General features: G+C 70.1%; 23 protein-coding genes and 1 pseudogene. 16 read left to right on the top strand and 8 right to left on the bottom strand.

Features of this window, described 5'->3' with window-relative positions; all coding sequences use genetic code 11:
- A pseudogene (locus QMK34_RS39135) lies at positions 1-298 on the top strand (HNH endonuclease signature motif containing protein); the annotation flags it as partial.
- Positions 299-837: 539 nt separating this feature from the next.
- Here QMK34_RS39135 and QMK34_RS39130 read toward each other — a convergent pair.
- Positions 838-1,647: a DUF3626 domain-containing protein gene (locus QMK34_RS39130; RefSeq protein WP_326419850.1), complete on the bottom strand. Its 810-nt coding sequence runs from the start codon at positions 1,645-1,647 to the stop codon at positions 838-840.
- A gap of 347 nt (positions 1,648-1,994) precedes the next feature.
- Positions 1,995-3,548 (bottom strand): MFS transporter, encoded by a 1,554-nt coding sequence (locus QMK34_RS39125; RefSeq protein ID WP_326419849.1) that lies wholly within the window; start codon positions 3,546-3,548, stop codon positions 1,995-1,997.
- A 168-nt stretch (positions 3,549-3,716) separates the two neighbouring features.
- On the opposite strand from QMK34_RS39125, the gene QMK34_RS39120 reads away from it, so the two are divergent.
- The 4 genes from QMK34_RS39120 (at position 3,717) to QMK34_RS39105 (ending at position 6,718) form a co-directional block, all read left to right on the top strand.
- Entirely contained in the window at positions 3,717-4,079 is a 363-nt protein-coding gene (locus QMK34_RS39120) for a winged helix-turn-helix transcriptional regulator (protein WP_326419848.1), read from the top strand.
- An 81-nt stretch (positions 4,080-4,160) separates the two neighbouring features.
- Positions 4,161-5,075 carry an ABC transporter ATP-binding protein gene (locus QMK34_RS39115; RefSeq protein ID WP_326419852.1) on the top strand — a complete coding sequence of 305 codons (915 nt, stop codon included), beginning with the start codon at positions 4,161-4,163 and terminating at the stop codon, positions 5,073-5,075.
- The gene (locus QMK34_RS39110; RefSeq protein WP_326419847.1) at positions 5,075-5,890 is read left to right on the top strand and encodes an ABC transporter permease; all 816 of its coding nucleotides are present in this window, start codon (positions 5,075-5,077) and stop codon (positions 5,888-5,890) included. The genes QMK34_RS39115 and QMK34_RS39110 overlap by 1 nt, the downstream gene beginning before the upstream one ends.
- Complete coding sequence (locus QMK34_RS39105) at positions 5,891-6,718, top strand: ABC transporter permease (RefSeq protein ID WP_326419846.1); 828 nt, start codon at positions 5,891-5,893, stop codon at positions 6,716-6,718. It begins immediately after the preceding gene.
- A gap of 157 nt (positions 6,719-6,875) precedes the next feature.
- Here QMK34_RS39105 and QMK34_RS39100 read toward each other — a convergent pair whose 3' ends face one another.
- The gene (locus QMK34_RS39100; RefSeq protein ID WP_326419845.1) at positions 6,876-8,339 is read right to left on the bottom strand and encodes a S8 family peptidase; all 1,464 of its coding nucleotides are present in this window, start codon (positions 8,337-8,339) and stop codon (positions 6,876-6,878) included.
- Between the two features lie 536 nt (positions 8,340-8,875).
- On the opposite strand from QMK34_RS39100, the gene QMK34_RS39095 reads away from it, so the two are divergent.
- The 5 genes from QMK34_RS39095 to proB all read left to right on the top strand — a co-directional run bounded on the left by QMK34_RS39095 (position 8,876) and on the right by proB (position 15,465).
- The gene (locus QMK34_RS39095) at positions 8,876-11,896 is read left to right on the top strand and encodes a translation initiation factor IF-2 N-terminal domain-containing protein (RefSeq protein ID WP_326419844.1); all 3,021 of its coding nucleotides are present in this window, start codon (positions 8,876-8,878) and stop codon (positions 11,894-11,896) included.
- Positions 11,897-12,058: 162 nt separating this feature from the next.
- Positions 12,059-12,373 (top strand): 50S ribosomal protein L21, encoded by a 315-nt coding sequence (rplU, locus tag QMK34_RS39090; RefSeq protein WP_326419843.1) that lies wholly within the window; start codon positions 12,059-12,061, stop codon positions 12,371-12,373.
- 32 nt (positions 12,374-12,405) lie between these two features.
- A complete protein-coding gene (rpmA, locus tag QMK34_RS39085; protein WP_326419842.1) occupies positions 12,406-12,657 on the top strand; it encodes a 50S ribosomal protein L27 in 252 nt (83 codons plus the stop codon).
- Positions 12,658-12,826: 169 nt separating this feature from the next.
- The gene (gene obgE / locus QMK34_RS39080) at positions 12,827-14,359 is read left to right on the top strand and encodes a GTPase ObgE (protein ID WP_326419841.1); all 1,533 of its coding nucleotides are present in this window, start codon (positions 12,827-12,829) and stop codon (positions 14,357-14,359) included.
- Entirely contained in the window at positions 14,356-15,465 is a 1,110-nt protein-coding gene (gene proB, locus QMK34_RS39075) for a glutamate 5-kinase (protein ID WP_326419840.1), read from the top strand. The genes obgE and proB overlap by 4 nt, the downstream gene beginning before the upstream one ends.
- A 3-nt stretch (positions 15,466-15,468) precedes the next feature.
- On the opposite strand, the gene QMK34_RS39070 is transcribed toward proB, so the two are convergent.
- Positions 15,469-16,098, bottom strand: a complete 630-nt coding sequence (locus QMK34_RS39070; protein WP_326419839.1) for a TetR/AcrR family transcriptional regulator — start codon at positions 16,096-16,098, stop codon at positions 15,469-15,471.
- A 92-nt stretch (positions 16,099-16,190) separates the two neighbouring features.
- On the opposite strand from QMK34_RS39070, the gene QMK34_RS39065 reads away from it, so the two are divergent.
- The gene (locus QMK34_RS39065) at positions 16,191-17,489 is read left to right on the top strand and encodes an FAD-dependent oxidoreductase (protein ID WP_326419838.1); all 1,299 of its coding nucleotides are present in this window, start codon (positions 16,191-16,193) and stop codon (positions 17,487-17,489) included.
- Positions 17,490-17,543: 54 nt separating this feature from the next.
- Here QMK34_RS39065 and argS read toward each other — a convergent pair whose 3' ends face one another.
- From argS to QMK34_RS39050, 3 genes are all read right to left on the bottom strand, one after another.
- On the bottom strand, positions 17,544-19,265 hold the full coding sequence (gene argS / locus QMK34_RS39060) for an arginine--tRNA ligase (RefSeq protein ID WP_326419837.1): 1,722 nt from the start codon (positions 19,263-19,265) through the stop codon (positions 17,544-17,546).
- A 70-nt stretch (positions 19,266-19,335) separates the two neighbouring features.
- The gene (locus QMK34_RS39055; protein ID WP_326419836.1) at positions 19,336-20,625 is read right to left on the bottom strand and encodes an MFS transporter; all 1,290 of its coding nucleotides are present in this window, start codon (positions 20,623-20,625) and stop codon (positions 19,336-19,338) included.
- Between the two features lie 112 nt (positions 20,626-20,737).
- Positions 20,738-21,025, bottom strand: coding sequence for a hypothetical protein (locus tag QMK34_RS39050; protein ID WP_326419835.1), 288 nt, complete (start codon positions 21,023-21,025; stop codon positions 20,738-20,740).
- Positions 21,026-21,096: 71 nt separating this feature from the next.
- Here QMK34_RS39050 and QMK34_RS39045 point away from each other — a divergent pair, with 71 nt between their 5' ends.
- The gene (locus QMK34_RS39045) at positions 21,097-21,282 is read left to right on the top strand and encodes a hypothetical protein (protein WP_326419834.1); all 186 of its coding nucleotides are present in this window, start codon (positions 21,097-21,099) and stop codon (positions 21,280-21,282) included.
- A 274-nt stretch (positions 21,283-21,556) separates the two neighbouring features.
- Here QMK34_RS39045 and QMK34_RS39040 read toward each other — a convergent pair whose 3' ends face one another.
- On the bottom strand, positions 21,557-23,662 hold the full coding sequence (locus QMK34_RS39040; RefSeq protein WP_326419833.1) for a RecQ family ATP-dependent DNA helicase: 2,106 nt from the start codon (positions 23,660-23,662) through the stop codon (positions 21,557-21,559).
- Between the two features lie 284 nt (positions 23,663-23,946).
- Here QMK34_RS39040 and nadD point away from each other — a divergent pair, with 284 nt between their 5' ends.
- The 4 genes from nadD to octT all read left to right on the top strand — a co-directional run.
- On the top strand, positions 23,947-24,546 hold the full coding sequence (gene nadD, locus QMK34_RS39035) for a nicotinate-nucleotide adenylyltransferase (RefSeq protein ID WP_326419832.1): 600 nt from the start codon (positions 23,947-23,949) through the stop codon (positions 24,544-24,546).
- A 92-nt stretch (positions 24,547-24,638) separates the two neighbouring features.
- Entirely contained in the window at positions 24,639-25,043 is a 405-nt protein-coding gene (gene rsfS / locus QMK34_RS39030) for a ribosome silencing factor (RefSeq protein ID WP_326419831.1), read from the top strand.
- On the top strand, positions 25,040-25,654 hold the full coding sequence (locus tag QMK34_RS39025; RefSeq protein ID WP_326419830.1) for a histidine phosphatase family protein: 615 nt from the start codon (positions 25,040-25,042) through the stop codon (positions 25,652-25,654). Before rsfS ends, QMK34_RS39025 begins: the two co-directional genes overlap by 4 nt.
- Positions 25,655-25,660: 6 nt before the next feature.
- Positions 25,661-26,384: diglucosylglycerate octanoyltransferase (gene octT, locus QMK34_RS39020; RefSeq protein ID WP_326419828.1), on the top strand; the 724-nt coding region annotated here is incomplete at its 3' end.

Below are 26,384 nucleotides of genomic sequence, written 5' to 3'. Positions count from 1 at the left end.
CCCGACAGACCTCGACGCGTTCATCCGCGTCCGCGACCGGGAATGCCGCACCAACGGCTGCCACCGACCCGCCCACCACTGCGACACCGACCACTCCATCCCCTGGGCAAGCGACGGCGAAACCTCCGACACCAACCTCACCGGCCAATGCAGAAGCCACAACCTCGTCAAAGAAGAACCCGGCTGGACCTACACCACCGCACCCGATGGAACCTTGACCATCACCACCCCCTCCCGTCGCACCCACACCAGCCCGCCACCCGCCTTCCACGAATCCCGCACCCCAGCACCCTTCTGACCAAAGTGGACGGTTGAAAGACCCGTACCTGTGAAAGAAAAGGAGTTCAGGCGTCCCTCTGGTCGAGCTGAAGGGTGCCCATATCTGATCTGCCGCGCGTAAGCCCTACCGCCCAGATGAAGGCCTCCTGGAGAGCGCTGGCGTCGCGTGACCCTCGGTCCCGTCGTTCCGGGATGCCCGCGCTGTTGGCCACTCCGTTGGGCTCCCGCGGCGGTGGCTGGTTGTCGGAGACGCTCGATCATCGCCTGAACGGCAGACACAGGCTGACCGGTGCTCCCACCACCCGCCTTCCACTAACCCAGAACCCCAGCACCCTTCTGACCAAAGTGGACGGTTGAAAGACCGTCGTTCCGGGATGCCCGCGGCGTTGGCCACTCCGTCAGCGTGTCGGCTGTCCGGCGGGCCTGGTTGTCGCAGACGCTCGATCACCGCCTGAACAGCCGACACAGGCCGACCGGGCCCTCCCGCCACAAATGCCATGAACGGACCGTTCATCTCAGTCGTAGCGTCTTGACAAGCAAGAGTGGCGCTTCAAGGTGTCAGATGTTCTCACGAAGGTCGGGCCCCAAATAGCCGTGCTTGGCGACGCAATGCCACAGCCCGTCAAGAGCCTCCGCGTCGTAGCGCCCCGCGCGGACCGCGTCACCGATGATCCGGGCGTCGAGCCACCCGTCCACGGCGATCAGGTTGGTCAATTCATCACCGCCGAGCTGGTCGACATGCAGGCGGAACCCGTCGTGCCACTCGGTCGGGAACGGTAGTGCGGCCGCTGCTGTCTCGATCTCGGTGCCACGGTACGAAGGGTCCAGGACCACCGCCTCGATGTCGCGGTTCAGTCGCAGCGCGCCGTGCACGTGTGCCTCGATGTGATGATCCGAGTCCGCCGATGCGATCAACGGCATGTGCTCGGCCGTGGCAACGGCCGTGAGATCGGTGCCGCCCGGGTAGGAGAACGTCGTGCGCCGGAGGGTTTGGCGGGCCAGTCGCAGGTGGGCCGAGCCGAAGCGCGGCGAGCCGCCTGCCGGATGGCGGTGGTGGTTCAGGGAGCCGTACTTCGGGCGTTGGGCCGAGGAGGCCCGGTCGTAGGCTCCGGCGAACATGCTGTGCTCCCAACGTACGCGATCGTCGCCGGGGTGCGCGGTCAAGCCGGTGTTGGTGGTGCCCGCTTCGTAGCGGGGCGGGTGCGTCCCGGGGCTGAGCTGCAGCAGCTCACCTGCCGGACGGTCGGGATGGAAGTGCAACGTCACGTCGAGGTCGTCTGCCAGCGGCGGCCCTGACGCAAGTCCGGCGATCTGCGCCAGTGCTCGGCGCCACGGGGCGGTTTCGAACGGTTCGGTAGTGGGGGCCACCGAACCTATGGTGCCCGCATGACCCGAAGCCGAGCACGTCGGCACTGCTCGGCTCGGTGCAGCCGTCAGCGTGGCCCCTTTAGGAAGGCGTCCGGAAACTGATGCCATGTCGTCCAGTTTGGCGCCTAGGGCCGCGTCCCCTTCAGTCGCCACCCCAGGTTTGCCGCATGCCCTGATGGGAGCCTTCACGGCGTTTAACGCTGTCATGGTGGCCTTCAGGGGCATGCATGAAACGGTCGTGGCGGTATGAAACGGGCGAGTGGGTAGACTTTCCGTCCTTTGTGGAGGGTAGGTGGCTTCGAAGGACAGATGCCCGAGGCTTCGAGCGGCGGCTGCTGCGACAGTTCTCAGACGCGTTTGAAGACCGGACTCGACGGGGCCAGCAGGGTCAGCGTGGCCACCGATATCACCACCAGGACGATGGCGGCGCAGCCGACGGATATCCGGACGCCGTGGTCGAAGGCCGAGTTCGCCGTTGCCAGGAGCGTGTCGGCGGCCGCTCGCGGCAGGCCGTCCGCGATGCCCGAGGCCGACGCGATGGAGGCACGGACCTCGGTCAGCTGGCCGCCGGAAAGGTAGGGCAGGTCGGGGATGCGCAGGCGGTAGCCGACGGCCAGCACGCTGCCGAGCACCGCGACGCCGACGCCCGCGGACAGCTCGAACGAGGTCTCCTGGATGGCGGCCGCCTCACCGGCCCGTTCCGGGCGCACGGCCGAGGTGATGGCGTCCGCGCCGGAGGTCATGATGATGCCCGCGCCGAACCCGGCGACCACCAGCACCGGCACGAGCACCGTGTAGGACGACACGGCCGGGCTGAGCGCGAAGAAGCCCAGCGCGACGGCGAAGGACGCCAGCGCCGTCGTCATCGCGATCCGGTCGCCGAAGCGGTTGGCGAGCCACGGGGCCAGCGTCGCGCCGAGTGCGTTGGCGGCGGCCAGCGGGACGATCGCCGCCCCGGCCTCCAGCGGCGAGAAACCCCGTGACTGCTGGAACCACTGCATGAGCAGGAACAGCATCGCCACGTACGAGCCGAAACAGCCGAACACCGCCAGCACCGCGACGGAGAAACGCCGGTTGCGGAACAGGCTCAGGTCCAGCAGCGGCTGGGTCAGCCGGTGCTGGCGCCGGACGAACCAGGCCAGCGACGCGATCCCCCCGCCGCCGATGGCCAGCGCGGCGGGCGGCAGGCCTCCGGGTACGGCGATCTGCTTGAGCCCGTAGGCGAAGCCGCCGAGTCCGGCCACGGAAAGCACCACGCTGGCGGGATCCCAGCGGCGCGTTTCCGGGTTGCGGGACTCGGGGAGGTAGATCGCGCCCGCGACCAGGACGACCGCGACGATCGGCACGTTGACCAGGAACACCGAGCCCCAATTGAAATGCTCGACGAGCAGACCGCCGATCAGCGGGCCGAGGGTGGTGCCGACGCTGTGCGAGGCCGTCCACAACCCGATCGCGAACCCCCGCTCGCGGTCGTCGGGGAAGACGTTGCGCAGGATCGCCACGGTGGCCGCCATGATCAGCGCGGTGCCGAGGCCGAGCACGGCGCGGGCGGCGATCAGCTGCGGCGTGTCGGCCGCGAAGGCCGCTGCCAGTGACGCGAGGCCGAACACGGCGAAGCCGGCCAGCGCGACCTTCTTACGTCCGATCCGGTCGGCGAGGGTGCCGCAGACGATCAGGAAAGCGGCCACGGTCAGTGAGTAGACGTCGACGATCCAGAGCAGGCCGGGTCCGCTGGGGGCGAGGTCGCGCGCCAGGCTTGGGACCGCGACCTGCAGCACGGTGAGGTCGATCCCGGCCAGCAGCAGGCTCGTGCAGAGAACCGCCAGAACCAGCCAGCGCCTTCGGGAGCCGGGTTGGTGATGATGCCGATGCCGTGCACAGGCCGATCGGCTGAGGGTCACATTTTCAGACTCTCGGCCAGCCGGACGGGCGCGGTCAAGGGCGGCTCCAGCTGTGCCCAAGGGACACAGCGTATACCGTGCGAGGTCACGGCTTTGGTCGCCGTGCGTGCTGTTACCCAGGTCTCCCGAAAGCGCTGTCGCGGCGATAGTGCCCGCTACACTGCGAAAATGGGCAAGATCCGGGTGCGTGAGCGCGTCGAGGAGATTGGCGGCTTCTGCGACGTCGAAGTCCCGCTCGTCGTCCTGGGCGGGAAATGGAAGCTCGCCATCCTCAAGCTCCTGCTCGACGGGCCGCTCCGTTTCGGCGAGCTCCGGCGCGGGATGCCGGGCGTCACCCAGCGGATGCTCACCCGGCAGCTGCGGGAGCTCGAGGAAGACGGCCTCCTCCTGCGGGCCGTGTACGCCGAAGTGCCGCCCAGGACGGAGTATTCACTCACGCTATGGGGTGAAAGCCTCAAGGTGCTGGTGCGCGAGCTGGAGAGCTGGGGCGGCTGGTACCGGGGCCGTCGCGAGGAGCCGTCGGGCCCGTAGGCCCATCAAATCGGTCGAATTCTGTCGGTGCCACGTCCTAGGGTGCGGATCGTGGACCAAGAACCGGCGGCGACGCAGACGATGGTGCAGGCCAAAGCGCTGGTGAAACGCTTTGGCGAGTTCGAGGCGGTGCGCGGCATCGACGTCGAGGTCCACCGCGGGGAGGCGTTCGGCTTCCTCGGGCCCAACGGCGCGGGCAAGTCCTCCACGATGCGGATGATCGCGAGCGTGTCCCCGCGGACCGACGGCGACCTGCGCGTGCTCGGGATGGATCCGGATGTCGAGGGCCCGCGCATCCGCGCTCGGCTCGGCGTGGTGCCCCAGCAGGACAACCTCGATACCGAGCTGACTGTCCGCCAGAACCTCCAGATCTACGGCCGCTACTTCGGGCTCTCCCGAGCACACGTGCGGCGCAAAGCCGAGGAGTTGATGGAGTTCGCGCAGCTGACCGACCGCGCCGACGACGAGGTCGACCCGCTCTCCGGCGGAATGAAGCGGCGGCTGACGATCGCGCGTTCGCTGGTCAACGATCCGGAGCTGCTGCTGCTCGACGAGCCCACCACCGGGCTCGATCCGCAGGCCCGGCATCTGTTGTGGGACAGGCTGTTCCGGCTCAAGGCGGATGGCACCACACTGATCATCACCACGCACTACATGGACGAGGCCGAGCAGCTGTGCGACAGGCTGGTCGTGATGGACAACGGCCGGATCGCGGCGGAGGGCTCGCCCCGGGACCTGATCGCCCGGTACTCCACCCGCGAAGTCGTCGAGCTGCGCTTCCCCGCCGGGGAACAGGAGGCGGCCGCGCGGCAGGTCGAGGGGCTCGCCGAGCGGGTCGAGGTGCTGCCCGACCGGGTGCTGCTCTACAGCATGGCGGGGGAGTCGAGCCTGGAGCAGGTGCACGCGCGCGGCCTGCGCCCGTTGTCCAGCCTGGTGCGCCGCAGCTCACTGGAGGATGTCTTCCTCCGGCTCACCGGCCGTCAGCTGGTGGACTGATGACGACCACCGGGACACCGGCCAGCACAGGCCGGGTCGTCGGCTCCTGGCACGCCGCCTGGCTGCGCGTCGAGGGGCACTGGACCTGGTATCGCCGGTACTGGACGGCCACGCTCTATTCGTCCGGCCTGCAGCCGGTGCTCTTCCTCGCGGCGATGGGCCTCGGGTTCGGCTCGCAGGTCCAGGCGGGCCCGGCCACCGGCGGAGTGTCGTATCTGCAGTACGTCGCCCCCACCCTGCTCGTTTCGGGCGCGATGCAGCTGGCGGTCGGCGAGGCCAGCTATCCGGTGCTGTCCGGGTTCAAGTGGCAGAAGGACTACGTGGCCGTCACCGCCACCCCGGTCTCGCCGGGGCAGGTGCTGGGCGGGCAGCTGATCTGGGTGTCGCTGCGGCTCGCGCTCGCGGGCCTGGTGTACCTGCTGATAGCGCTGTTCTTCGGTGCGTGGACCAGCGCCGGGGCGTTGCTGGTGGTCTTCGTCGGAGTGCTGACAGGCCTGTCCTGTGCCGCCCCGGTGATGGCGCTGGCCGCCACGACCCACGACGAGGGCAACCGGTTCGGCCTGGTGTTCCGGTTCGTGGTGATGCCGATGACGTTGTTCGCCGGCACCTTCTTCCCGATCACGCAGCTGCCGGGCGCGATCCGCTGGATCGCCTGGATCTCGCCGCTGTGGCACGGCAACGAGCTGGCCCGCGCAGTCTCCCTCGGCGGGGTGCCCCCGCTCGCCGCGGCCGGGCACCTTGCGTACCTGATCGCGTTGCTGGGCGTCGGGTGGGCGTTGGCACACAAGTACTTCTACCGGCGGCTGGTGGTCTGAATGAGCGTCCTCGCCCCTCCCGCGCGGCGCGGCCTGCTGCTCAGGATGCTGCCGCCGGGGATCTACAGCGGGCGCGCGAGCCGGCTGGTCGAGCGGTCCTTGGTGGTGTACTCGCACGCCTGGGTGATGTTCGTTTCCGGGCTCTTCGAGCCGCTGTTCTACCTCCTCGCGTTCCAGGTCGGCTTCGGCAAGCTGGTCACCGAGGTGGTGGGCCCCGGCGGGCAGCCGCTCAGTTACGTCGCCTTCGTCGCCCCGGCGCTGCTCGCGTCCTCGGCGATGAACGGTGCGGTGTTCGACTCGACCTACAACCTGTTCTTCAAGCTGCGCTACGCCAACACGTACGAGGCGATGCTCGCCACCCCGATCGGCCCGCTCGACGTGGCGCTCGGCGAGATCGCCTGGGCGGTACTGCGCGGCGGGGTCTACGCGGTCTCGTTCCTCGCGGTGATGGGGGCGATGGGCCTGGTCGTCTCCTGGTGGGCGCTGCTGATGATCCCGGTCGCGCTGCTGATCGCGTTCGCCTTCGCTGCGGTCGGCATGGCGTCGGTGACGTTCCTGCGCTCGACGTCGCAGTTCGACTACATCCAGCTCGCGCTGATGCCGCTCTTCCTGTTCTCGACGACCTTCTACCCGCTGTCGGTCTACCCCGAGCCGCTGCAGGTGGTGGTGCGGTGTTTCCCGCTGTACCACGGCATCGAGCTGATGCGGGGCCTGTCCGCCGGCATCCTCACCCCTGGCATGCTCGGCAACGTCGCGTACCTGGTGATCATGGCCGCCATCGGCCTCTACGCCTCGGCCCGCCGCATCGGCAAGCTCCTCCTCACCTGAGCCCCCAAACCGCTGAAGATCACCCGGTCGACAGCAGTCCCCGGAGGAGCCGATTCGCCCCACCTCGACCGAATCCGAGAGTCTCTGAAGGCCACCATGAGGGACTCTGATGCCCTCATGGTGGCCTTCAGAGACTTCCGAGCAGCAAGGGCGACCTTCAGCCGGCCCGGTCCGGTCTCACCTGTTTCGGGGCGACAGCGGCCAGCGCGTCCACCATGCCGTGGCCGTAGAAGCCGTTGTAACTGCCGTAGCCCGCGCAGTAGGCGTCCTGGGATCCGTCGCCGGTGAGGTCGTAGTCCGCGGGGCAGGGGATCGGCACGGCCTGGCCGTCGAGCGTCCGGCGCAGCTGCCGCGCGCTGTAGTCCGGGTGGGTCGTGGCCAGCAGCGCCACCACGCCCGCGACGTGGGGTGACGCCATCGACGTGCCGCACAGCGGGGCGTACCCGCCGGGCACGGTGGACAGCACACACTGCCCGGCGACGCCGCCGGGTGCTGTGACGTCGATCACGCCCAGTCCGTACGAGCTGTAGCCCGCCTTGGTCCGGTCGGCGTCCACCGCGGAGACGGCCACGACGTCACGCAACCCCGCTGGTAGCGCCTGGCATTCCGAGCCGCCGGGTCGCGGGGCCAGCCCGGAGCGGGGCGAAGGGGTGAGGCCGACTGCCTCGTTGGTCGCCGCGGCCACGTTCAGCGTGCCCGCCGAGGTCGAGTACTCCACGGCCCTGGCGAGCACCTCGTGCACCACGCCGTGGTCGTCGCCGCGGGCGCACGAGAGGGCCCACGGGTCCACGAAGTAGCTGCTGTTGGTCACCTTCATGTGCTGCCGGGCGGCCCACATCAGCCCGCACACCGCGGCCTCCGGGTCGACGTAACCGCGGTCGTCGATCACCTTCACCGACGCGACGCGGACGCCGGGCGCGACGCCCGTGATGCCCTTGCCGTCGTCGGCCGCCGCGATGATGCCCGCCACATGGGTGCCGTGGGGTGACGTGCTCGCCGCCCAGGCCTTCTTCGACGGGTCGGGTGAGCCGGTCAGGCAGCCCGCCGACTCCTCGGGGGCGAGCGCCGTCGTCAGGTCCGGGTGGTCCGGGTCGATTCCGGAGTCCAGAACGCCGACCACCACGCGGCTGCTGCCCTGGTTGATCGTGTGGGCCCAGCCCGCGTTGATCGCCCGCATGTCCCACTGCTCTTCGCGCCGGTCGGCCGCGGGCACCTGAGCGGGATCGGTCGCGGGCAGTGCCGCGCGCGCCGGTAGGGGCTTCACCGGGTCTCCGCTCGCCCGCTGCGCGGCCATCCGCTCGGCCTGCGCGCTGAACGCCCTGTCCGCGCCGATCCGGTCGGTGAAGGCCGAGCTGGTGGAGGTGGCCACGGCCACCGCGATCTGGGGGTAGTAGACCGTGGTCGCTCCGCAGGCCGAGGTGATCTGTGACCGTGCCGAGTCCTCCGCGGTCCCCCGGGCGAAGGCGACGACGTAGCGGAGCGTGCGGGCGTCCTGACCGCAGACCTGAGCAGGCTGTACGGCCGGATCTGCCGCCACCGGGGTGTAGCCCGCGAGCAGTTGCCCGGCAAGCAGCAGTGCGGCGCATGCCGCCCTGGACGACGGCCGCCCCAGCAGGGACACCGGACCTCCCACCAGACGCCGGAAAAGCGGATCCCGGCAGCGGCTTCCCCGCGCTGCCGAGCACCCCGTGCCGCACGGTAGCCACCGCGAGTCACGGGGACAAGCTCTACCGGAAAGTTCCCCCGGCCGGTGGTCGCGGCGCGCCCGGTCGGCCTGCCGGAGGCACCGACTACACAGCACTCGCCGCCGGGTGTGGGATACTCGGGGTGGCCGCTGGGCTGTCGGGCATCCGTGAGAGGTGATGCCCGCGGTGCGGAGGCCCGGTGGTGTGCTGAACGAGTACCGCGCACGTCGCCGCCCGCTCGCCGGGCGGCTCGACGACGTGGAGGGCGACCCGAGCGTCGCGAGCCTGGCCAGTGTGCCGCCGAGTAGACCTTGCCGTGCAGGCAGCCGGAACCCCGGCGCCCGCGCGGCGCAGGCAAGGATTCCCGCCGTTGGTGACCACCACGGCGGAACGAACAGAAAGGGGCCCCTGCGCGGCCGCGTCCTTCCGGGTGAATCCGGCAGACGCGCCCGGGGGCGGAGGAGATTGATCTATGTCGAACGCGGACACACCCGCCGAGAACCCCGGCGGGAACACCGTCGCACCTGCTACCGGGCCACTGGCCGAGCTGCCCGCTCGAATCAGGGTCCACGCTCTCGCGAAGCTCATCGGTTCCAACAGCCGTGAACTCCTGGCGAAGCTCGCCGAACTGGGCGAGACCACCCGGAGCGCACAGTCCAGCGTGACCCGTGAAGTAGCGGTGCGCGTGGCCGGAGCGCTGGGCCTCGACGGCGGCGAAACCCCAGCTGAGAGCACTGAAACCACCGAGATCACCGAGATCACCGAGCCCGTCGTGCACACCGGAGCCACCGGTGCCGTCGTGGAAACCACCGACACCACAGACACCACCGACACCACAGAAGCCGCCGCGCCCGCGAAGCGTGAGCGTCCGGCCGGTCCGTTCGCCCAGTCGGACGAGCCCGTTCCCGCGCAGCAGGGGGCCCCGGCGCCGGAGAGCAAGCGCCGCCGTGCGAAGACCGTGCACGTGCCGGTGTTCGCCGCCCCGTCGCCGATCTTCCTGCCGCCCGAGCCCGCCGCGGCGAAGCCGGAGCGCAAGCCCGAACCGGCCCGCGAGCAGGAGCCGGAGCTCGAGACGGAGACCGTCGAGCAGGAGCGGACCCAGGCCGTCGACCAGGCGGACCAGGCCGAGGACGACGACGACCCCAACGGCCGCCGTCGCCGCCGTCGTGGCCGTCGTGGCCGCGGCCGGGGCAAGGGTGGCGACGAGGGTCCCGACGGCCTTTCCGAAGGTGACGACGAGCAGGCCGAGAGCGCGCCGCGAGGCCGCCGTTCGCGGGGTGGCCAGTCCGCCGACAGCGACGGCGAGTCCGCCGAAGCCGCCGTGCCCGTCGAGGCCGCCGAGAAGACCGAAGACGCCGAAACCACCGGCGACGCCCAGGACGATGCGGACTCCCAGGACGATTCGGACGGCGGCAACAAGCGCCGCCGCCGTCGTCGCCGCCGCAAGGGCGGGGACGACGACTCGTCCGACGGCACCACCGACGACCCGCCCAACACGGTCACCCACGTCCGGCAGTCGAAGGGCGAGTCCGAACGCCCCGAGCGTGCCGAGCGGACCGCCCGCGAGGAGCGGCCCGCCCGTGACGAGGTGCGCAGCGTGCGCGGCTCGACCAGGCTCGAGGCCAAGCGTCAGCGCCGCCGTGACGGCCGCGAAGCGGGCCGCCGCCGAGCGCCGATCCTGTCCGAGGCCGAGTTCCTCGCCCGCCGCGAGGCCGTCGAACGCACCATGGTCGTCGCCGAGAAGGGCGACTCCACGCAGATCGGCGTGCTTGAGGACGGCGTGCTCGTCGAGCACTTCGTGACCTCGTCCGGCACCGGCTCGATCGTCGGCAACGTCTACCTCGGCCGGGTGCAGAACGTGCTCCCGTCGATGGAGGCCGCCTTCATCGACATCGGCCGCGGCCGCAACGCCGTGCTCTACGCCGGTGAGGTGGACTGGGACTCCGCCGGTCTGGAGGGCAAGGCCCGCAAGATCGAGCAGGCCCTCTCCAGCGGTGACAGCGTCCTGGTGCAGGTCACCAAGGACCCGGTCGGGCACAAGGGCGCCCGGCTGACCACCCAGATCTCGCTGCCGGGCCGCTTCCTGGTGTACGTGCCCGCCGGCGGCGCGACCGGGATCTCCCGCAAGCTGCCCGAGAACGAGCGCCGCCGCCTCAAGGACATCCTCAAGCGGATCGTCCCGGAGGACGCGGGCGTCATCATCCGCACCGCCTCCGAGGGCGTCGTGGAGGAAGAGCTCGAGCGCGACGTCAGCAGGCTCAAGACCCAGTGGGACATGATCAAGGAGAAGGCGGACGCCGGCAACGGCAAGAAGTCCGGTGCTCCGACCATGCTCTATGAAGAGCCGGACCTGCTGGTCAAGGTCGTGCGTGACCTGTTCACCGAGGACTTCGCCACGCTCGAGATCCAGGGCTCGACGGCTTGGGACACGATCGACAACTATGTCCAGAACGTCGCGCCGGACCTCGCGGACCGGCTCCGGCGCTACGTCGGCACCGGCGACGCGTTCGCCGACCACCGGATCGACGAGCAGATCACCAAGGCGCTGGACCGCAAGGTCTGGCTGCCCTCGGGTGGTTACCTGGTGATCGACCGCACCGAGGCGATGACGGTCATCGACGTCAACACCGGCAAGTACACCGGCTCGGGCGGCAACCTCGAGGAGACGGTGACCCGCAACAACCTGGAGTCGGCGGAGGAGATCGTCCGCCAGCTCCGGCTACGCGACATCGGCGGCATCATCGTCATCGACTTCATCGACATGGTGCTCGAATCGAACCGTGAGCTGGTGCTGCGGCGCCTGACCGAATGCCTCGGCCGGGACCGCACCCGGCACCAGGTGGCCGAGGTCACCTCGCTCGGCCTGGTGCAGATGACCCGGAAGAAGATCGGCACCGGGCTGCTGGAGGCCTTCTCGGCCCCCTGCGAGCACTGCAAGGGCCGCGGCGTGACGGTTTCGACCGAGCCGCAGCGCACCGGGACCGGGGGCAGCGGCCTCGGCGGCAACGGGCACAGCCACAGCGGCGGCGGCGCCAACGGCGGAGGTGGCGGTCAGCAGCAGCAGAGCGGCGGGTCGTCGTCGCGCCGCTCGCGGGGCCGTGGCGGCAAGGGCGGGGACGACGGCGGGCAGAACGAGGCCGCCGCCGCGCCGCGCACCGAGCCGGTGCAGCCCGCGCCGACCCCGGAGCAGCGTGAGTCCGTGGTCACGGCCGTGCAGGCCATCGCCCACGCGGCGAAGGTGGCCGCCGAGGGGTCCGGGCTCAACGGGCACGCCCCGGAGGCCCACCCGCCCGCTGAGCCGGTGATCGAAGAGGCGCCCGTCGCCGCTGAGGTCCCGGTAGCCCAGGAGATTTCTGGGGCTGAGGAGGCCGCTGAGCCTGCTGAGCCCGAGGTGAACGTCCCGGCCCCGGCCGGTCGTTCCACCCGTCGGCGTCCGCGCCGTACGGCTTCGCGTCCGGCCGGTCCGCCGGTCAGCGCGTCGGAGAAGAGCTAACGAACACCGTGGGGCACCCCGGTGTACAAGCACCGGGGAACCCCACGTAACCTGTAATGCGGTCCACCACCAGAGTGGACCCTTTGCGCCAGATCCTGGACCACCCCAGTGGGCCGGTCGGCGCAAAACCCCCACCCGTTGTCGAGTAAGCAGGAGACTTCCGTGTCGGCGTACGCGATCGTCAAGACCGGCGGCAAGCAGTACAAGGTGGCCGTCGGCGACGTCGTCGAGGTCGAGAAGCTCGAAGGCGAGCCCGGTACCGAATATGTCCTTCCCGCCGTTCTCTACGTGGACGGTGGCGACATCACCACGGACGCGGACGCGCTGGCGAAGGTCTCGGTCACCGGCAAGGTCGTCGAGCAGACCAAGGGCCCCAAGATCCGCATCCACAAGTTCAAGAACAAGACCGGCTACCACAAGCGGCAGGGGCACCGGCAGAAGCTGACCCGTGTCGAGGTCACCGGCATCAGCCTGTAAGACGTCACATCTACTAGAAGAGGCTCGCAGCCATGGCACACAAGAAGGGCGCGTCCAGCTCCCGCAACGGTCGTGACTCCAATGCCCAGCGGCTTGGTGTCAAGCGGTTCGGCGGCCAGGCGGTCAGCGCCGGCGAGATCCTGATCCGCCAGCGGGGCACGAAGTTCCACCCCGGCGTGAACGTCGGCCGTGGCGGCGACGACACGCTCTTCGCGCTCGCCGCGGGTGCGGTCGAGTTCGGCACGAAGCGTGGCCGCAAGACGGTCAACATCGTCGTGGCGTAACAGGCGGTTTTTGGGCGACGTGTGTCCGCGGAAAACGCGGACCACGTCGCCTGTTACATGTGTCTACCCGGGGGCCCGAGCCCCCGGACCCCCACGGTGCGGCCGCTGGCAGACCCAGCGTGGCTCGCACCTTTTTTGTGCTCGTAGTTCGTGGTGAGAGAGGCAAGACATGGCGTCCCGGTTCGTTGACCGCGCGGTGATCCATCTGGCCGCCGGTGACGGTGGGAACGGCTGCGCCTCGGTGCACCGCGAGAAGTTCAAGCCGCTCGGCGGTCCCGACGGCGGCAACGGCGGCCACGGCGGCGACGTCGTGCTGATCGTCGACGCGAATGTCCACACCCTGCTCGACTTCCACTTCCGCCCGCACGCCACCGCCGGTGCGGGCAAGCTGGGCCAGGGCTCCCACCGGTCGGGCGCGACCGGGGAGAACCTGGAGATGCGGGTGCCCTCTGGCACCGTCGTGATGACCGAGGACGGCGAGATCCTCGCCGACCTGATCGGCGCGGGCACCACCTTCGTCGCCGCCAAGGGCGGCCGTGGGGGCCTCGGCAACGCCGCGCTCGCCAACAAGACGCGCAAGGCCCCTGGTTTCGCGCTGCTGGGCGAGCCGGGCGAGACCCGTGACCTGGTGCTCGAACTGCGCTCGGTCGCCGACGTCGGCCTGCTCGGCTTCCCCTCGGCGGGCAAGTCCTCGCTGATCTCCGTGCTGTCGGAGGCCAAGCCGAAGATCGCCGACTACCCGTTCACCACCCTGGTGCCGAACCTCGGCGTGATCACCGCGGGCGCCACCGTGTTCACCATGGCGGACGTCCCCGGCCTGATCCCCGGCGCCAGCCAGGGCAAGGGCCTCGGCCTCGACTTCCTGCGCCACATCGAGCGCTGCGCCGTACTGGTGCACGTCGTCGACTGCGCGACCTTCGAGACCGACCGCGACCCACTGTCCGATGTGGACGCGCTCGAGAAGGAACTTTCGCTGTACACGCCGAGCCTCGGTGGCTCGCTGGACGACCGGCCCCGCGTGGTCGTGCTCAACAAGATGGACATTCCCGAGGCCGCCGAGCTCGCCGAGATGGTGCGCCCGGAGCTGGAAGCCCGCGGGCTCAGCGTTTTCGAGATCTCCACCGCGTCCCGTGCGGGGCTGCGTGAGCTGACGTACGCGCTCGCCGCCGTGGTCGAGAAGTACCGCGCGGACCAGCCGGTCCCGGAGGCCGAGACGGTCGTCCTGCGGCCGAAGGCGGTCAACCAGGTCGACTTCACCGTCGAGGTGGACCCGGACGAGGAAGGCGCGTTCATCGTGCGCGGCGAGCGTCCGGAGCGCTGGATCCGCCAGACCAACTTCACCAACGACGAGGCCGTGGGCTACCTCGGGGACCGGCTCAACCGGCTCGGCGTCGAGGACACGCTGGCGCGCAAGGGCGCGAAGCCCGGCAGCCCGGTCACCATCGGCGACGTGCAGTTCGAGTGGGAGCCGTCGACCCCGGCCGGGATCGCGACGCACCTGTCCGGCCGCGGCACCGACATCCGGCTGGAGAACAGCAATCGCGTCGGCGCCGGCGACCGCAAGGAAGCGCGCCGCATCCGCCGTGACGGGCCGGACCCGGTGGCGGGCGTCGCCAGCTCCGTGCCGGTGGACTCGGCCAAGAAGAACGTCAACGAGCTCGAGATCTTCTCCGACGACGACGAGGCGGAGCTGGAAAGTTGAGTGAAACCCGGCGGGCGATAGCGGGTGCGCGTCGTCTGGTGGTCAAGGTGGGTTCGTCCGCGCTGACCACGGCCGGGGACGGGCTCGACACGGCCAGGCTGGACGCGCTGGTCGACGCGATCGCCGCGCGGGTGGCGCGGGAGACGCAGATCGTGCTGGTGTCCTCCGGCGCGATCGGCGCCGGACTCGCGCCGCTGGGCCTGCGCAAACGGCCGGGCGACCTGCCATCCCAGCAGGCGGCCGCCAGCGTGGGTCAGCTCGCGCTGGCCCACGCGTACGCCGAGTCGTTCGGCCGGTATTCGCTGACTGTCGGCCAGGTCCTGCTGACCTCGGACGACGTGGTGCGGCGCGCGCACTATCGCAACGCGCAGGCGACGTTCTCCCGGCTGCTGGCGCTCGGTGCGGTGCCGGTGGTCAATGAGAACGACACGGTCGCCACCGAGGAGATCCGCTTCGGTGACAACGACCGGCTCGCCGCGCTGGTGGCGCACCTGATCGGCGCCGACGCGTTGGTCCTTCTGTCCGATGTGGACGCTCTTTATGACGGGGATCCCCGTGACGGCGCCACTCGCAAGATCACCGAGGTTTCCGGTGAGTCCGATGTGGACGGTATTTCGGTCGGCATGTCGAGCTCGGGGCTCGGCACCGGTGGCATGGTTTCGAAGCTTGCCGCCGCCCGTACGGCGGCCGCGGCGGGCATCCCGGTGCTGCTGGCTTCCGCCGCGGCGGCCGGTGACGCGCTCGGCGCCGCCGAGGTCGGCACGGCGTTCACCGCCGCGGACTCCCGCCTGTCTGCCCGCCGGTTCTGGCTCGGTTACGCGGCGGGCGTCAACGGCAGGCTGCAGCTGGACGACGGGGCTGTCGCCGCCGTGGTGCGCCGCCGCCGGTCACTGCTCGCGGCCGGGATCACCGGCGTGACCGGGGATTTCCAGGCTGGTGACGTCGTGGACCTGGTCGATTTGAAGGATCGTCCGGTCGCGCGCGGGGTCGTCGCGTTCGACGCGAGCGAGCTGCCAGAGCTGATCGGCCGGTCCAGTCACGAACTGCCCGCCGAGCAGCGCCGCGAGGTCGTGCACGCGGACGATCTGGTGCCCTTGCGCCGCTGAGCTCTACTTCCCGAGATGCGCGACGAGCCGCGCGAGCTGCTCCGCGTACTTCCGGACGAATTCCGGTGAGTCCGGCTCCAAGCCGGTGATCGCCCGCACCACCCTGGGCAGCGCCAGTGCCGCGCTCGACGCTCCCATGAGCGCGACCATCAGGTAGGCCGGGTCCACGTCGGCTGGGGCGTCCCCGGCTTCCTGCCGCCCGCGCACGTGCTCGAGTTGCTGCTGCATGAACTCCCGCTGGGCTTCGACGCCGACGTCGCCGGACGCGTCTTCGGTGAGGTTCTCGCGCAGGAACAGCCGCGCCAGGTCCGGGTCGGCCAAGGTGCTGAGCACGAACTGCGAGACGACCTCCGCCAGCGGGCTGCCAGGATCGGAGATGGCGCGGCCGGTGCGGAAGGACCCCGAGGCCACCTCCTGGTAGAGCCCTTCCTTGCCACCGAAGTAGTACGAGATCAGCTGTTTGTTCACGCCCGCGCGGTCGGCGATGTCCCCGACCCGCGCCGCGGCGAACCCTTTCGCCCCGAACTCGGCCTTCGCGGCGTCGATGATCCGCGCCTTCGTCCGTTCGGGGTCGCGCTGGCGCTCGCCGTCACCAGGGGAGCGTCGGGGCTTGCGAGGAAGGGCTTCGGACACGTCCTCACCCTAGTCGATGAGTTAATCATCTTTCGAGTTGATTTAATCATACGTAAGGATGATTATGGTCCCGACACGGAAGGAGTCAGGGGATGACGGGGAAACTTCGGGTAGCGGTGATCGGTGGGGGCACCGGCGGGCTCTGCCTGGCGCAAGGGCTGCATCAGGCAGGCGTCGACGTCGCCGTGTACGAACGGAGCCGCACACGCACCGAGCGGCTGCAGGGGTATCGGGTGCACATCAACCCCCAGGGCGCGCGAGCTCTGCACGAGTGTCTGCCGTCCGGGCTGTGGGACGCGTTCGTGGCGACTTCGGGTGAGCAGGACGCCGCGTTCGGGTTCGTCACCGAGCAACTGCGCGAACTGCTGCTGCTGGGGGAAGACCTGATCCGGAGCTCGGCGCCCGAGTCTTCGCACTACTCGGTCAGCCGCATCACGCTGCACCAGGTGCTGTCGTCCGGGTTGGCAGGCGTGCTGCACTACGACAAGAGGTTCGAGCGCTACGAGCAGGATGCGGACGGCGAGATCACCTGTTTCTTCGCCGATGGCAGCACGGCTGTCGCGGACGTGGTGATCGGCGCGGACGGGTCAGGGTCTCCGGTGCGCGGGCAACGGCTTCCGCACGCCGTGCGAAAGGACACCGGCATCCTCGCGATCGCGGGCAAGTTCCGGCTGACGGACGAGAGCAGGCGCCTGCTGCCCGCCCGGCTCGTCGACGGTCCGAACTCGGTCATGCCGCCCCGGGGGTGCGGCATGTTCGTGGCGCCCCACCGAATGCGTGAGGAGGTGAACGGTTTCGGCGGTAACGACGTCACCGCCGAGGCCGACGGCGTCCTGTTCGACAACACCGGCAGCTACCTCATGTGGGCCTACGCGGCGGATCGAGCGCGGTATCCCGACCCGGCCGCACTGTCCACTATGGCCGGTGGGGACCTGCGTGACCTGGTCGGCGGCCTGATCGCGGACTGGCATCCCGGCCTCCGCCGGGTGGTGGCCGACTCCCCGGCAGGCACGGTGACCATGCTGCCCATCTGGACCTCCGAGCCGGTCGACGCCTGGGAGCCGTCCCCGGTCACGCTGCTGGGTGACGCGATCCACAGCATGACGCCGTTCCGTGGCATCGGCGCGAACATCGCGCTGCGCGACGCCCGCCTGCTCTGCCGCAACCTGGTCGCGGCCGACCGCGGCCGTGACCTGCTGGACGCCATCGGCGACTACGAGCGGCAGATGCGGGAGTACGGCTTCGCGGCGGTGCGCGACTCGCTGCGGAGCGCGGAGCAGTTCGTGTCGGACAGCAGGGTCGGCCGCGGGATGGCGAAGGGCATGTTCCGCCTCTTCGAAGCGGTTCCCCCGCTGAAGCGGCGTGTGTTCAGCGAGCCTGCCGCCTCCTGAGAAGCAAGGGACCTTTACTGTCGCCCACGCGGCAGTAAGGGTCCCTTGCTCCCGCTACAGCCGGTCCGGTGCCGAGATGCCGAGCAGGGACAGGCCGAGCGTCAACGTCTTCGAGGTCAGGTCCACCAGGACGAGCCGTGACGCGCGGACCTCGGCGTCCTCCGCGCTGAGCACCGGGCAGCGTTCGAAAAACCGGGAGAACGCGACGGCGGTCTCGTACAGGAACGTGCACAACTTGTGCGGCGCGTAGGCCGAAGTCGCGGCGCGCACTGCTTCCGGGAAGCGGAGCAGCGTGAGCACGAGCGCGCGTTCGGCCGGATCGGTGATCCGTACTCGCGTGCCGTCGAGCTCCCGGTCGGCCTTGGCCAGCAGCGAGCGGGCCCGGACCACCGCGTACTGGAGGTACACCGAGGTGTTGCCCTCGTGGGAAAGCATCCGGTCCCAGGAGAACGTGTAGTCCCGTTCCCGGTCGCTGGACAGGTCGGCGTACTTGACCGCTCCGATGCCCACGGCGGTCGCCACGTCGTGCCGATCCTCGGTGGACCGGCCGTCCAGGCGCGCCGAAGCCTGCTCCACGGCCTCGGACAGCAGGTCGGCGAGTTTGATCGACTCGCCGGAGCGGGTGCGCATCGTCTTGCCGTCTTGGCCGAGCACCGAACCGAACCCGATGTGCACGGCCTGGTGCTCGCCGGTGAGCCAGCCCGCCGACCGGCAGACCGCGAAGAGCATCGCGAAATGCTGCGCCTGCGGGGAGCCGACGACGTAAAGCAGGTCTGTCACCCCGCGCTCGGCCGTCCAGTAGCGCACGGTCGCCAGGTCGGTCGCCGCGTAGCCGAAGCCACCGTCGCGCTTGCGCACGATCAGCGGCAACCGGTCGCCTTCGCGATTGCGGTGGCCTGGCGGGAAGACACACACCGCACCATCGCTGATCTCGGTGAGCCCGGCCGCTTCCAGGTCTTCCACGACCGCGGCCAGGTGCGGGTTGTAGAAGCTCTCGCCGTAGCTGTCCTCAGGTGTCAGCTCCACATCCAGGAGTTCGTAGACGCGGCTGAAATGCGACATCGACTCGTCCACGAGCTGCCGCCACACCGCGACCGTGGCTTCGTCGCCGCTCTGCAGGAGCACCACGCGATCACGGGCACGCGTCGCGAACGCCTCGTCGGCGTCGAATGTCGCCCGCGCGGCCCGGTAGAACTCGTTGAGGTCGCTGATCGTGCGCGGCCCGCTCGCGCCGTCGTTGAGCACTTGCTCGATCAACATGCCGAACGGCGTGCCCCAGTCGCCGAGGTGGTTGTGGGGGATCACCTCGTGCCCGGAGAACCGCAGCAGCCGGGTGATCGCGTCACCGATGACCGACGAGCGCAGATGCCCGACGTGCATTTCCTTCGCCACGTTCGGGCTGCTGTAGTCGATCGCCACGCGCCGCGGCTGTTCGGCCGGGGCGACCCCGAGCCGCGGATCCCCGGCCAGCGCCGCCGCGCGCGCTTCGAGCCAGTCGCGCCGCAGTACGAAGTTGAGGAACCCGGGCCCGGCGACTTCGGGCGTTTCGGTGAGGTCCGCGAGGTCGGTCTTGGCCGCCAGGTCCGCCGCGATCTCGCGGGGAGCGCGGCCGAGCCGCTTGCCGAGACTCATCGCGACGTCGCACTGGTAGTCGACGCCGTCGCGTGGCGAAACCCGGACGAGTGCCTCGCCGGGGGTCAGTTCGACGTCGAGTTCGCGCCGGAGCGTGTCCACCACGCGTCGCGCCAGTTCCTCGCCCACATCACCGTACCGCACGGTGTCCCTCCTTCGCTGATCGCCGAAGGGGCGAGCGTAGCCAGGGCGGGACCGGCCCCGCGACGCGGTTTCAGCGCAGCTCGCTGCCCTTGGTCTCGGGCAGCTTGAGGATCACCAGGAACGAGATCACCGCCGCCGCCGCGACGTACCAGAAGAACAACGTCGACACGCCCGCGCCGGACAGCGCGCTGAGCACCAGGGGAGCGGTGCCGCCGAACACCGCGACGGTGAGGTTGTACCAGGCGCCGATGCCGAGCCCGCGCAGTTCGGTCGGGAACAGCTCGCTCATGATGGCGGGCGCGATCGAGGTCATCGCGGTGTAGAGGCACAGGCCGACGCAGAACACCACGAGCAGCCCGCCGAAGCCCGGTCGCACCAAAGTGGACAGTGGCACCACCAGGATCGCCGTCGCCGCGGACCAGACGAGCAGCTGGGGTTTACGGCCGAAGCGGTCCGCCAGCGCGCCCATCGGGTACTGCAGCGCGACGAACAACGCGGTGGCGACGGACAGCGCGAGGAAGACCTCGACGTCGCCCGCCTTTCGAGTCTTGACCGCGAACGAGGTGAGCGCGCTGAAGAACGTGTAGTAGCAGAGCGTCGACAGCATCGTGAAACCGATCAGCTGCCCGACCGCGCGCGGGTGCTCGACCAACGTGGTCCGCAGCGGCCGCTTGACCCGCTGGGCCTTGACCTTGTTCTGCTCGAACTGCTCGGTCTCGGCGAGGCTGCGCCGCAGCCACAGGCCGATGACCCCGAGCACCCCGCCGAGCAGGAACGGGATCCGCCAGCCGTAGGAGTTCAGCTGTGCCCGGTCCATGTTCTTCGACAGCACGAAACCGAGGACCGACGCGATCAGCACGGCGGCGCCGGTGGAGATGTAGAAGAACGCGGAGTACCGGCCGCGCCGCGCGGGCGGCGCGATCTCGCCGAGATAGGCCGACGCGTTGGACACCTCGCCGCCGAGCGAAAGGCCCTGGGCGACCCTGGCGAGCAGCAGCAGGATCGGCGCCAGCCAGCCGACCTGCGCGAAGGTCGGGAGCAGCCCGATCGCCACCGAGCCGCCCGCCATCAGCACGATGGTCAGGATCATCGCGGGCTTGCGGCCGCGCAGGTCGGCGAACCGGCCGAGGATGATCCCGCCGAGCGGCCGGAAGAAGAACGCCAGCGCGTAGGTCGCGAAGGTGTTGATCAACGCCAGGGTGTCGTTGCCGGACGGGAAGAACGCGGTCGCGAAGTAGATGCTGAAGGTCGCGTAAACGGTCCAGTCGAACCATTCCAGCGCGTTGCCCACGCTCGCCGCGAACAGCTTGCGCACCGGCAGCCGGTGCCGGACCCCCGTGCCCGTGGTCGACTCGGTCATCCGGCACCTCCTGTTCGCCCCGTGGTGCGTTGGGACTTTGCCAGAAATGCCGCGTTGCCGGAAGAAGCTGTTGCCGGAAGAAGCTGTCGCAGGATGGGCTGTCGCGCCGCGGCTAGCTCTTGACCGGGGTGTGGCCGACGGCCCAGGACAGTGCCTTGTCGGCGACGTCCTCCCAGCCGTCCTGCCCGACGATGTAGTGGGTGCGGCCGGGGAACTCCACGTATTCGGTGACCGAGGCCGAGTTGCGGTAGCGGTGCACGTTCTCCTTGTTCATCGCGGGCGGCACGATGTGGTCCCGGCTGCCGCCGATGAACAGCAGCGGCGCCCGGCCCGGCCGGGTGAAGTCGACCTTGGTGACGGCGTGCGGCGTGAAGTTGGCGAACGCGCCCTGGAACAGCACCCGGGCGGCCGCGGGGATGTGGTAGCGGTCGTAGACCTTCCGCGACTCTTCGGCGGTTCGCGGGGTTGCCGATGACCGGGCTCGCGGAGCGCAGGGCCGACAGCGGCAGGCGCAGCACGCCCTTCACCGGCCCGGAGTCGACGCCCACGCCCGCGGCCCCGAGCCCGCGGTCGAGCAGCAGCTGGACGAAGGTCCCGCCGAACGAGTGGCCGATGATGATCGGCGGCTTGTCCAGCGCGCGGATGACCCGCTCGTAGTGGTCGACGATCTCGGTGATGCCGAGCCCGGCCAGTGGCGACGGATCGCCGCTTCGCCGCCTTCGAGGCCGGGCCAGGCGGGTGCGAGCACCTTGAAGCCGAAGCCCTCGTAGCGCTTGATCCAGTTCTCCCAGCTCAACGGCGTCATCCACAACCCGTGGACCAGGACGATCGTCTCGGCCGCGGGGCAGATCTGCTGGGTGGTCAACGAAAATGAAACAGAACGTTCTGTCATGCGCGTCTCACTCGTCCGGGCGGCCGGGGCCCCGGGTGCTCAGGAGGTACTGGCCAGCGCGAACGGCAGGACGGCCTTCGCTCCCGACTTGCGAAGCAACCGGGTGGCCAGCGTCATCGTCCAGCCGGTGTCGATCAGGTCGTCTACCAGCAGGATCGGCCCCGGCGTGGCCGCGATCCGCTCGGCCACCTCGCCGGGAAGGCTGAGCCGCTGCCACAGGTCGGCCAGCCGCTGCGCGCTGTTGGCCTGGCGCGGGGGAGGCCCGGCGGACTCCAGGCTGCCGAGGAACTCCAGCCTGCCCACGGTGGCCAGCCTGGTCGCGAGGCTGTGGGTGAGCCGGGGTCGCGTCGCCGACGGGATCTCGACCACGGCCACCGGGCGTTCGGCCCACTGCCAGCCCTTCAGCACCTCGATGCAGGACTGGAACACCGAGTCCGGCACGTCGCCGTCCTTCGCCTGGGCGCCGACGAGCTCACGCAGCTTTGTCCCCCAGCCGACGTCGGTGAGCCTGCCCAGCACCTGCCCCGGCTCGGCCTGCTCGCCCGCCGCGATGCGCCCGGACAGGGGCACGGCGAGCCCGGACATCCCGGTCGGCCACATGCGCCGCGCCGTGACCTCGACGCCGGGGCGCTGCAGCCGCTGCCGGGTGGCGTCGGCGATTTCGTCCGACACCGAGGCGTCCCAGTACTCGCCGGTGCAGTTGTCGCAGCGGCCGCACGGGGTCGCGTCCGGGTCGTCGAGCTGGCGGCGCAGGAACTCCATCCGGCAGCCGGGGGTGTCGAGGTACTCCAGCATCGCGGACTGCTCGCGGTCCCGCGCGGCGCTGACCCTGGCGTAGCGCTCCTTGTCGTACTGCCAGTCCTGCCCGGTGCCTTCCCAGCCGCCCTTGACCCGGCGCACCGCGCCGTCGACGTCCAGCACCTTCAGCACCATCTCCAGGCGCGACCGCGAAAGCTCCACCATCGGCTCCAGCGCGGCTGTCGACTGTGGACGGTCCGCGTAGGCGAGCGCGTTGAGCACCTGGGTCACCTTCGACTCCGCCGGGAAGGCGAGCGAGCCGAAGTAGGCCCAGATGTCCTTGTCCTCGTGGCCGGGCAGCAGGATGACCTCCGCGCGCTCGACGCCACGCCCGGCACGGCCGACCTGCTGGTAGTACGCGATCGGCGAGGAGGGCGCGCCGAGGTGGGCCACGAAACCCAGGTCCGGCTTGTCGAACCCCATGCCGAGCGCCGAGGTGGCCACCAGTGCCTTCACCCGGTTGGCCAGCAGGTCGTCCTCGGCGGCCTGCCTGTCCGCCGGGTCGGTCTTGCCGGTGTACGCCGCCACGGGGTACCCGCGCTCGGTGAGCAGGCCCGCGACGTCGTGGGCGGCGGCGACGGTGAGCGTGTAGATGATGCCGGAGCCGGGCAGGGTCTCCAGGTGCTCGGCGAGCCACCCGAGCCTGGCCTGCGACGTCGGCAGCTTGCACACCGAGAGCCGCAGGCTCTCCCTGTCCAGGGTGCCCCGCAGGACCAGCGTGCCCGCGCCGTCACCGATGCCCAGCTGCTCGGCGACGTCGGTGGCCACCCGGTCGTTCGCCGTCGCCGTGGTGGCCAATACGGGCACGCCGTCGGGCAGCTCCGCCAGCAGCGTGCGCAGGCGCCGGTAGTCCGGGCGGAAGTCGTGCCCCCAGTCGGAGATGCAGTGCGCCTCGTCGACCACCAGCAGCCCGGCCGTCGCGGTCAGCTTGGGCAGCACGGTGTCGCGGAAGTCGGGGTTGTTGAGCCGCTCCGGGCTGACCAGCAGCACGTCGACCTCACCGGCGGCGATCGCCTCCTGGACCTTGTCCCACTCCTGGGCGTTCGCCGAGTTCATCGTCGCCGCGTGGATCCCGGCCCTGGCCGCGGCGGAGATCTGGTTGCGCATGAGCGCGAGCAGCGGCGAGATGATCACAGTCGGGCCGCTGCCCCGCTCCCGCAGCAAGGCCGTGGCCAGGAAGTAGACCGCGGACTTTCCCCAACCGGTCCGCTGCACCACGAGCGCGCGGCGGCGATGGGCTACCAGCGCCTCGATGGCCGTCCACTGGTCTTCGCGCAGGGTCGCGTTCTCGCCGGCCAGCGCCCGCAGCAGCGTCTCGGCCCGGTCCCGCAGAGTTGAGGTGTCCACGCCCCCACCTCTACCCCATCGGTCCGACAGGCCGCGGCCCGCCCTGGGGTGAACGGACCGGTCACCGCGCTTCCCGCGGGGTAATGTGACCTAGAACACAATCATGGATGACGTCATGGCGGCCCAGGACCCGACTCTCCCGGGCACGCGGGTTCCTCTCGGGGGAGTGAACCGGCGTCCGGCGGTTCCCCTCGGTCCGCCGGAGCGTGGCGTGCGGGCCGCCTGCCAGGGAGCGGGAGGCGACCCGCGCGCCGCGTCCCCCGTCGATGTATAGGCTCGTTTCCATGTCACCACGCCGGATCGGGGTCATGGGCGGCACGTTCGACCCCGTGCACCACGGGCACCTGGTCGCCGCCAGCGAAGTCCAGTCGCGGTTCGCGCTCGACGAGGTCATCTTCGTGCCGACGGGCCAGCCGTACCAGAAGGTCGATCGGGTGGTCACCCGCGCCGAGGACCGCTATCTCATGACGGTCATCGCGACGGCGTCCAACCCGGTGTTCTCGGTCAGCCGCGTCGACATCGACCGCAAGGGCCAGACCTACACCGTGGACACCCTGCGCGACCTGCACCAGGAGTACCCGGACGACCAGCTGTTCTTCATCACCGGCGCCGACGCGCTCGAGCAGATCCTCACCTGGCGCAACGCAGACGAGCTGTTCGACTTCGCGCATTTCATCGGTGTGACCCGGCCGGGTTACCGGCTCAACTCCCACCATCTGCCCAGCGGCAAGGTCAGCCTGGTGGAGGTGACCGCGATGGCGATCTCGTCCACGACGTGCCGGGAACGCGTCGAGCGCGGCGAGCCCGTCTGGTACCTCGTCCCCGACGGGGTGGTGCGCTACATCACGAAGACCGACCTCTACCGCAAAGGACGAGGTGAGTGACTGACGGGGCGTCCGGCGCTCCGGGTACCCTCGTCGGGCGCACCCGCCTATCCGAAGGGTGCGAACCTACACCCCGAGGAGCACTGAGCACTGTGACAGCCACGTCCGAGGCACGAGCGCTGGCCGTAGCGGCCGCCCATGCGGCGGCGGACAAGAAGGCCAGCGACGTGGTCGTGCTGGACGTGTCCGACCAGCTCGTGATCACCGACGCCTTCGTCATCGCGTCCGCCCCCAACGAGCGCCAGGTCGGTGCCATCGTCGACAACGTCGAGGAGCAGCTCCGGATCGGCGGCCACAAGCCGGTGCGCCGCGAGGGCGCCCGTGAGGGCCGCTGGGTGCTGCTGGACTACGTCGACGTCGTGGTGCACGTCCAGCACCAGGAGGAGCGTTCGTTCTACGGCCTGGAGCGGCTGTGGAAGGACTGCCCCCGCATCGAGGTCGAAGGCCTTGAGCTCGCCTCCACCGAGGAGGACTCCGCCGACGGACCGGCCGCGTGAGTCCGCGCCGGCTGGTGCTCTGGCGGCACGGCGAAACGGACTACAACGCCGCCGGGCGAATGCAGGGGCACCTGGATTCCGCGCTGACCCCGGTCGGCTGGAACCAGGCCCGCTTCGCCGTGCCCGCACTGGCCCGCTTCTCACCCGATCTGGTGATCGCCTCGGACCTCAGCCGGGCCACCGACACCGCGACGGTGCTCACCGAGGCCATCGGCGTCCCGCTGCGGGTCGACAAGCGCCTGCGCGAGACCCATCTGGGCGAATGGCAGGGGCTCACCGGGGACGAGGTCGACGCGGCGTACCCCGGTGAGCGAGACAAGTGGCGCGTCGACGCCACCTGGGCCCCGCCGGGCGGGGAGTCCAGGGTGGACGTCGCCGAGCGGGCGACCGAGGTGGTCACCGACCTCGAGCAGTCGGCCGCGGACGAGGGCGAAACCGTCTTCCTGGCCTCGCACGGCGGCCTGATCATCGCGCTGACAGCCCGGCTCATGGGCCTGCCGGTGCCGGCGTGGCCCGCGCTGGGCGGCATCGCCAACTGCCACTGGGTCGAGCTCGCCAAGCGTGACGGCAACTGGCGCCTGTACGCGTACAACGCCGGCATCACGGGATAACAGCCGATGGCGCCACGCCTGCTGGTGTTCGCCGATTCCCTGAGCTTCCACGGTCCTGACGACGCCTACCCCTCCGACGAACCACGGCTGTGGCCGAACCTCGCCGCCGCGGCGCTCGGCGGCCGGGCCGACGTCGTCGCCGGGATCGGCTGGACGGCAAGGGACGCCTGGTGGTCGCTCACCGGCGACCCGCGCGTCTGGGCGGACCTGCGCGGGGTAGACGCCGTGGTGTTCGCGGTGGGCAGCATGGACACGCTGCCTTCGCCGCTGCCGACCTACCTGCGCACCGGGTTGAAGTACCTGAGGCCTGACGCGCTGCGCAGGGAAGTGCGCCGCGCTTATCTCGCGGCACAACCGAAACTCGCGATCGCCTTCCGCGGGCGTCCCACCGTGCTGCCCGCGAAACTCACGGTCCACTACCTCGACACGGCGGTCGGTGCCTTGCGGGCCCTTCGTCCGGAGCTGCCGATCTTCGGCATGCTTCCTTCGGTGCACCGGGCGGCTTCCTATGGGCACGTGCACACCGCGCGTCCTCGCGCGGCCGCCGCGATGAGCGCCTGGGGTGAGCGGGCGGGCGTGCCGTTGCTGGACCTTTCCCTGGTCGTCGGCGAGCACGTCCTGAGCGGGCGGGGCAATCCCGACGGGATGCACTGGGGCTGGGAAGGACACGCCGCGGTCGGCGCCGCGATGGCCGAGCTGATGGCGCCGGTGCTGCGCGCCGGGGCCACGT

The sequence above is a fragment of the Amycolatopsis sp. H20-H5 genome, from assembly GCF_035828755.1.
Lineage (GTDB): Bacteria > Actinomycetota > Actinomycetes > Mycobacteriales > Pseudonocardiaceae > Amycolatopsis.
This window is presented reverse-complemented; position numbering and strand designations above follow the sequence as displayed.

Coding starts and splice junctions, on each gene's coding strand:
- QMK34_RS39120 (WP_326419848.1), top strand. CDS start 3,717: ATGGGCAAGATCCGGGTGCGTGAGCGCGTCGAGGAGATTGGCGGCTTC.
- QMK34_RS39115 (WP_326419852.1), top strand. CDS start 4,161: ATGGTGCAGGCCAAAGCGCTGGTGAAACGCTTTGGCGAGTTCGAGGCG.
- QMK34_RS39110 (WP_326419847.1), top strand. CDS start 5,075: ATGACGACCACCGGGACACCGGCCAGCACAGGCCGGGTCGTCGGCTCC.
- QMK34_RS39105 (WP_326419846.1), top strand. CDS start 5,891: ATGAGCGTCCTCGCCCCTCCCGCGCGGCGCGGCCTGCTGCTCAGGATG.
- QMK34_RS39095 (WP_326419844.1), top strand. CDS start 8,876: ATGTCGAACGCGGACACACCCGCCGAGAACCCCGGCGGGAACACCGTC.
- rpmA (WP_326419842.1), top strand. CDS start 12,406: ATGGCACACAAGAAGGGCGCGTCCAGCTCCCGCAACGGTCGTGACTCC.
- obgE (WP_326419841.1), top strand. CDS start 12,827: ATGGCGTCCCGGTTCGTTGACCGCGCGGTGATCCATCTGGCCGCCGGT.
- QMK34_RS39065 (WP_326419838.1), top strand. CDS start 16,191: ATGACGGGGAAACTTCGGGTAGCGGTGATCGGTGGGGGCACCGGCGGG.
- QMK34_RS39055 (WP_326419836.1), bottom strand. CDS start 20,625: ATGACCGAGTCGACCACGGGCACGGGGGTCCGGCACCGGCTGCCGGTG.
- QMK34_RS39045 (WP_326419834.1), top strand. CDS start 21,097: ATGACCGGGCTCGCGGAGCGCAGGGCCGACAGCGGCAGGCGCAGCACG.
- nadD (WP_326419832.1), top strand. CDS start 23,947: ATGTCACCACGCCGGATCGGGGTCATGGGCGGCACGTTCGACCCCGTG.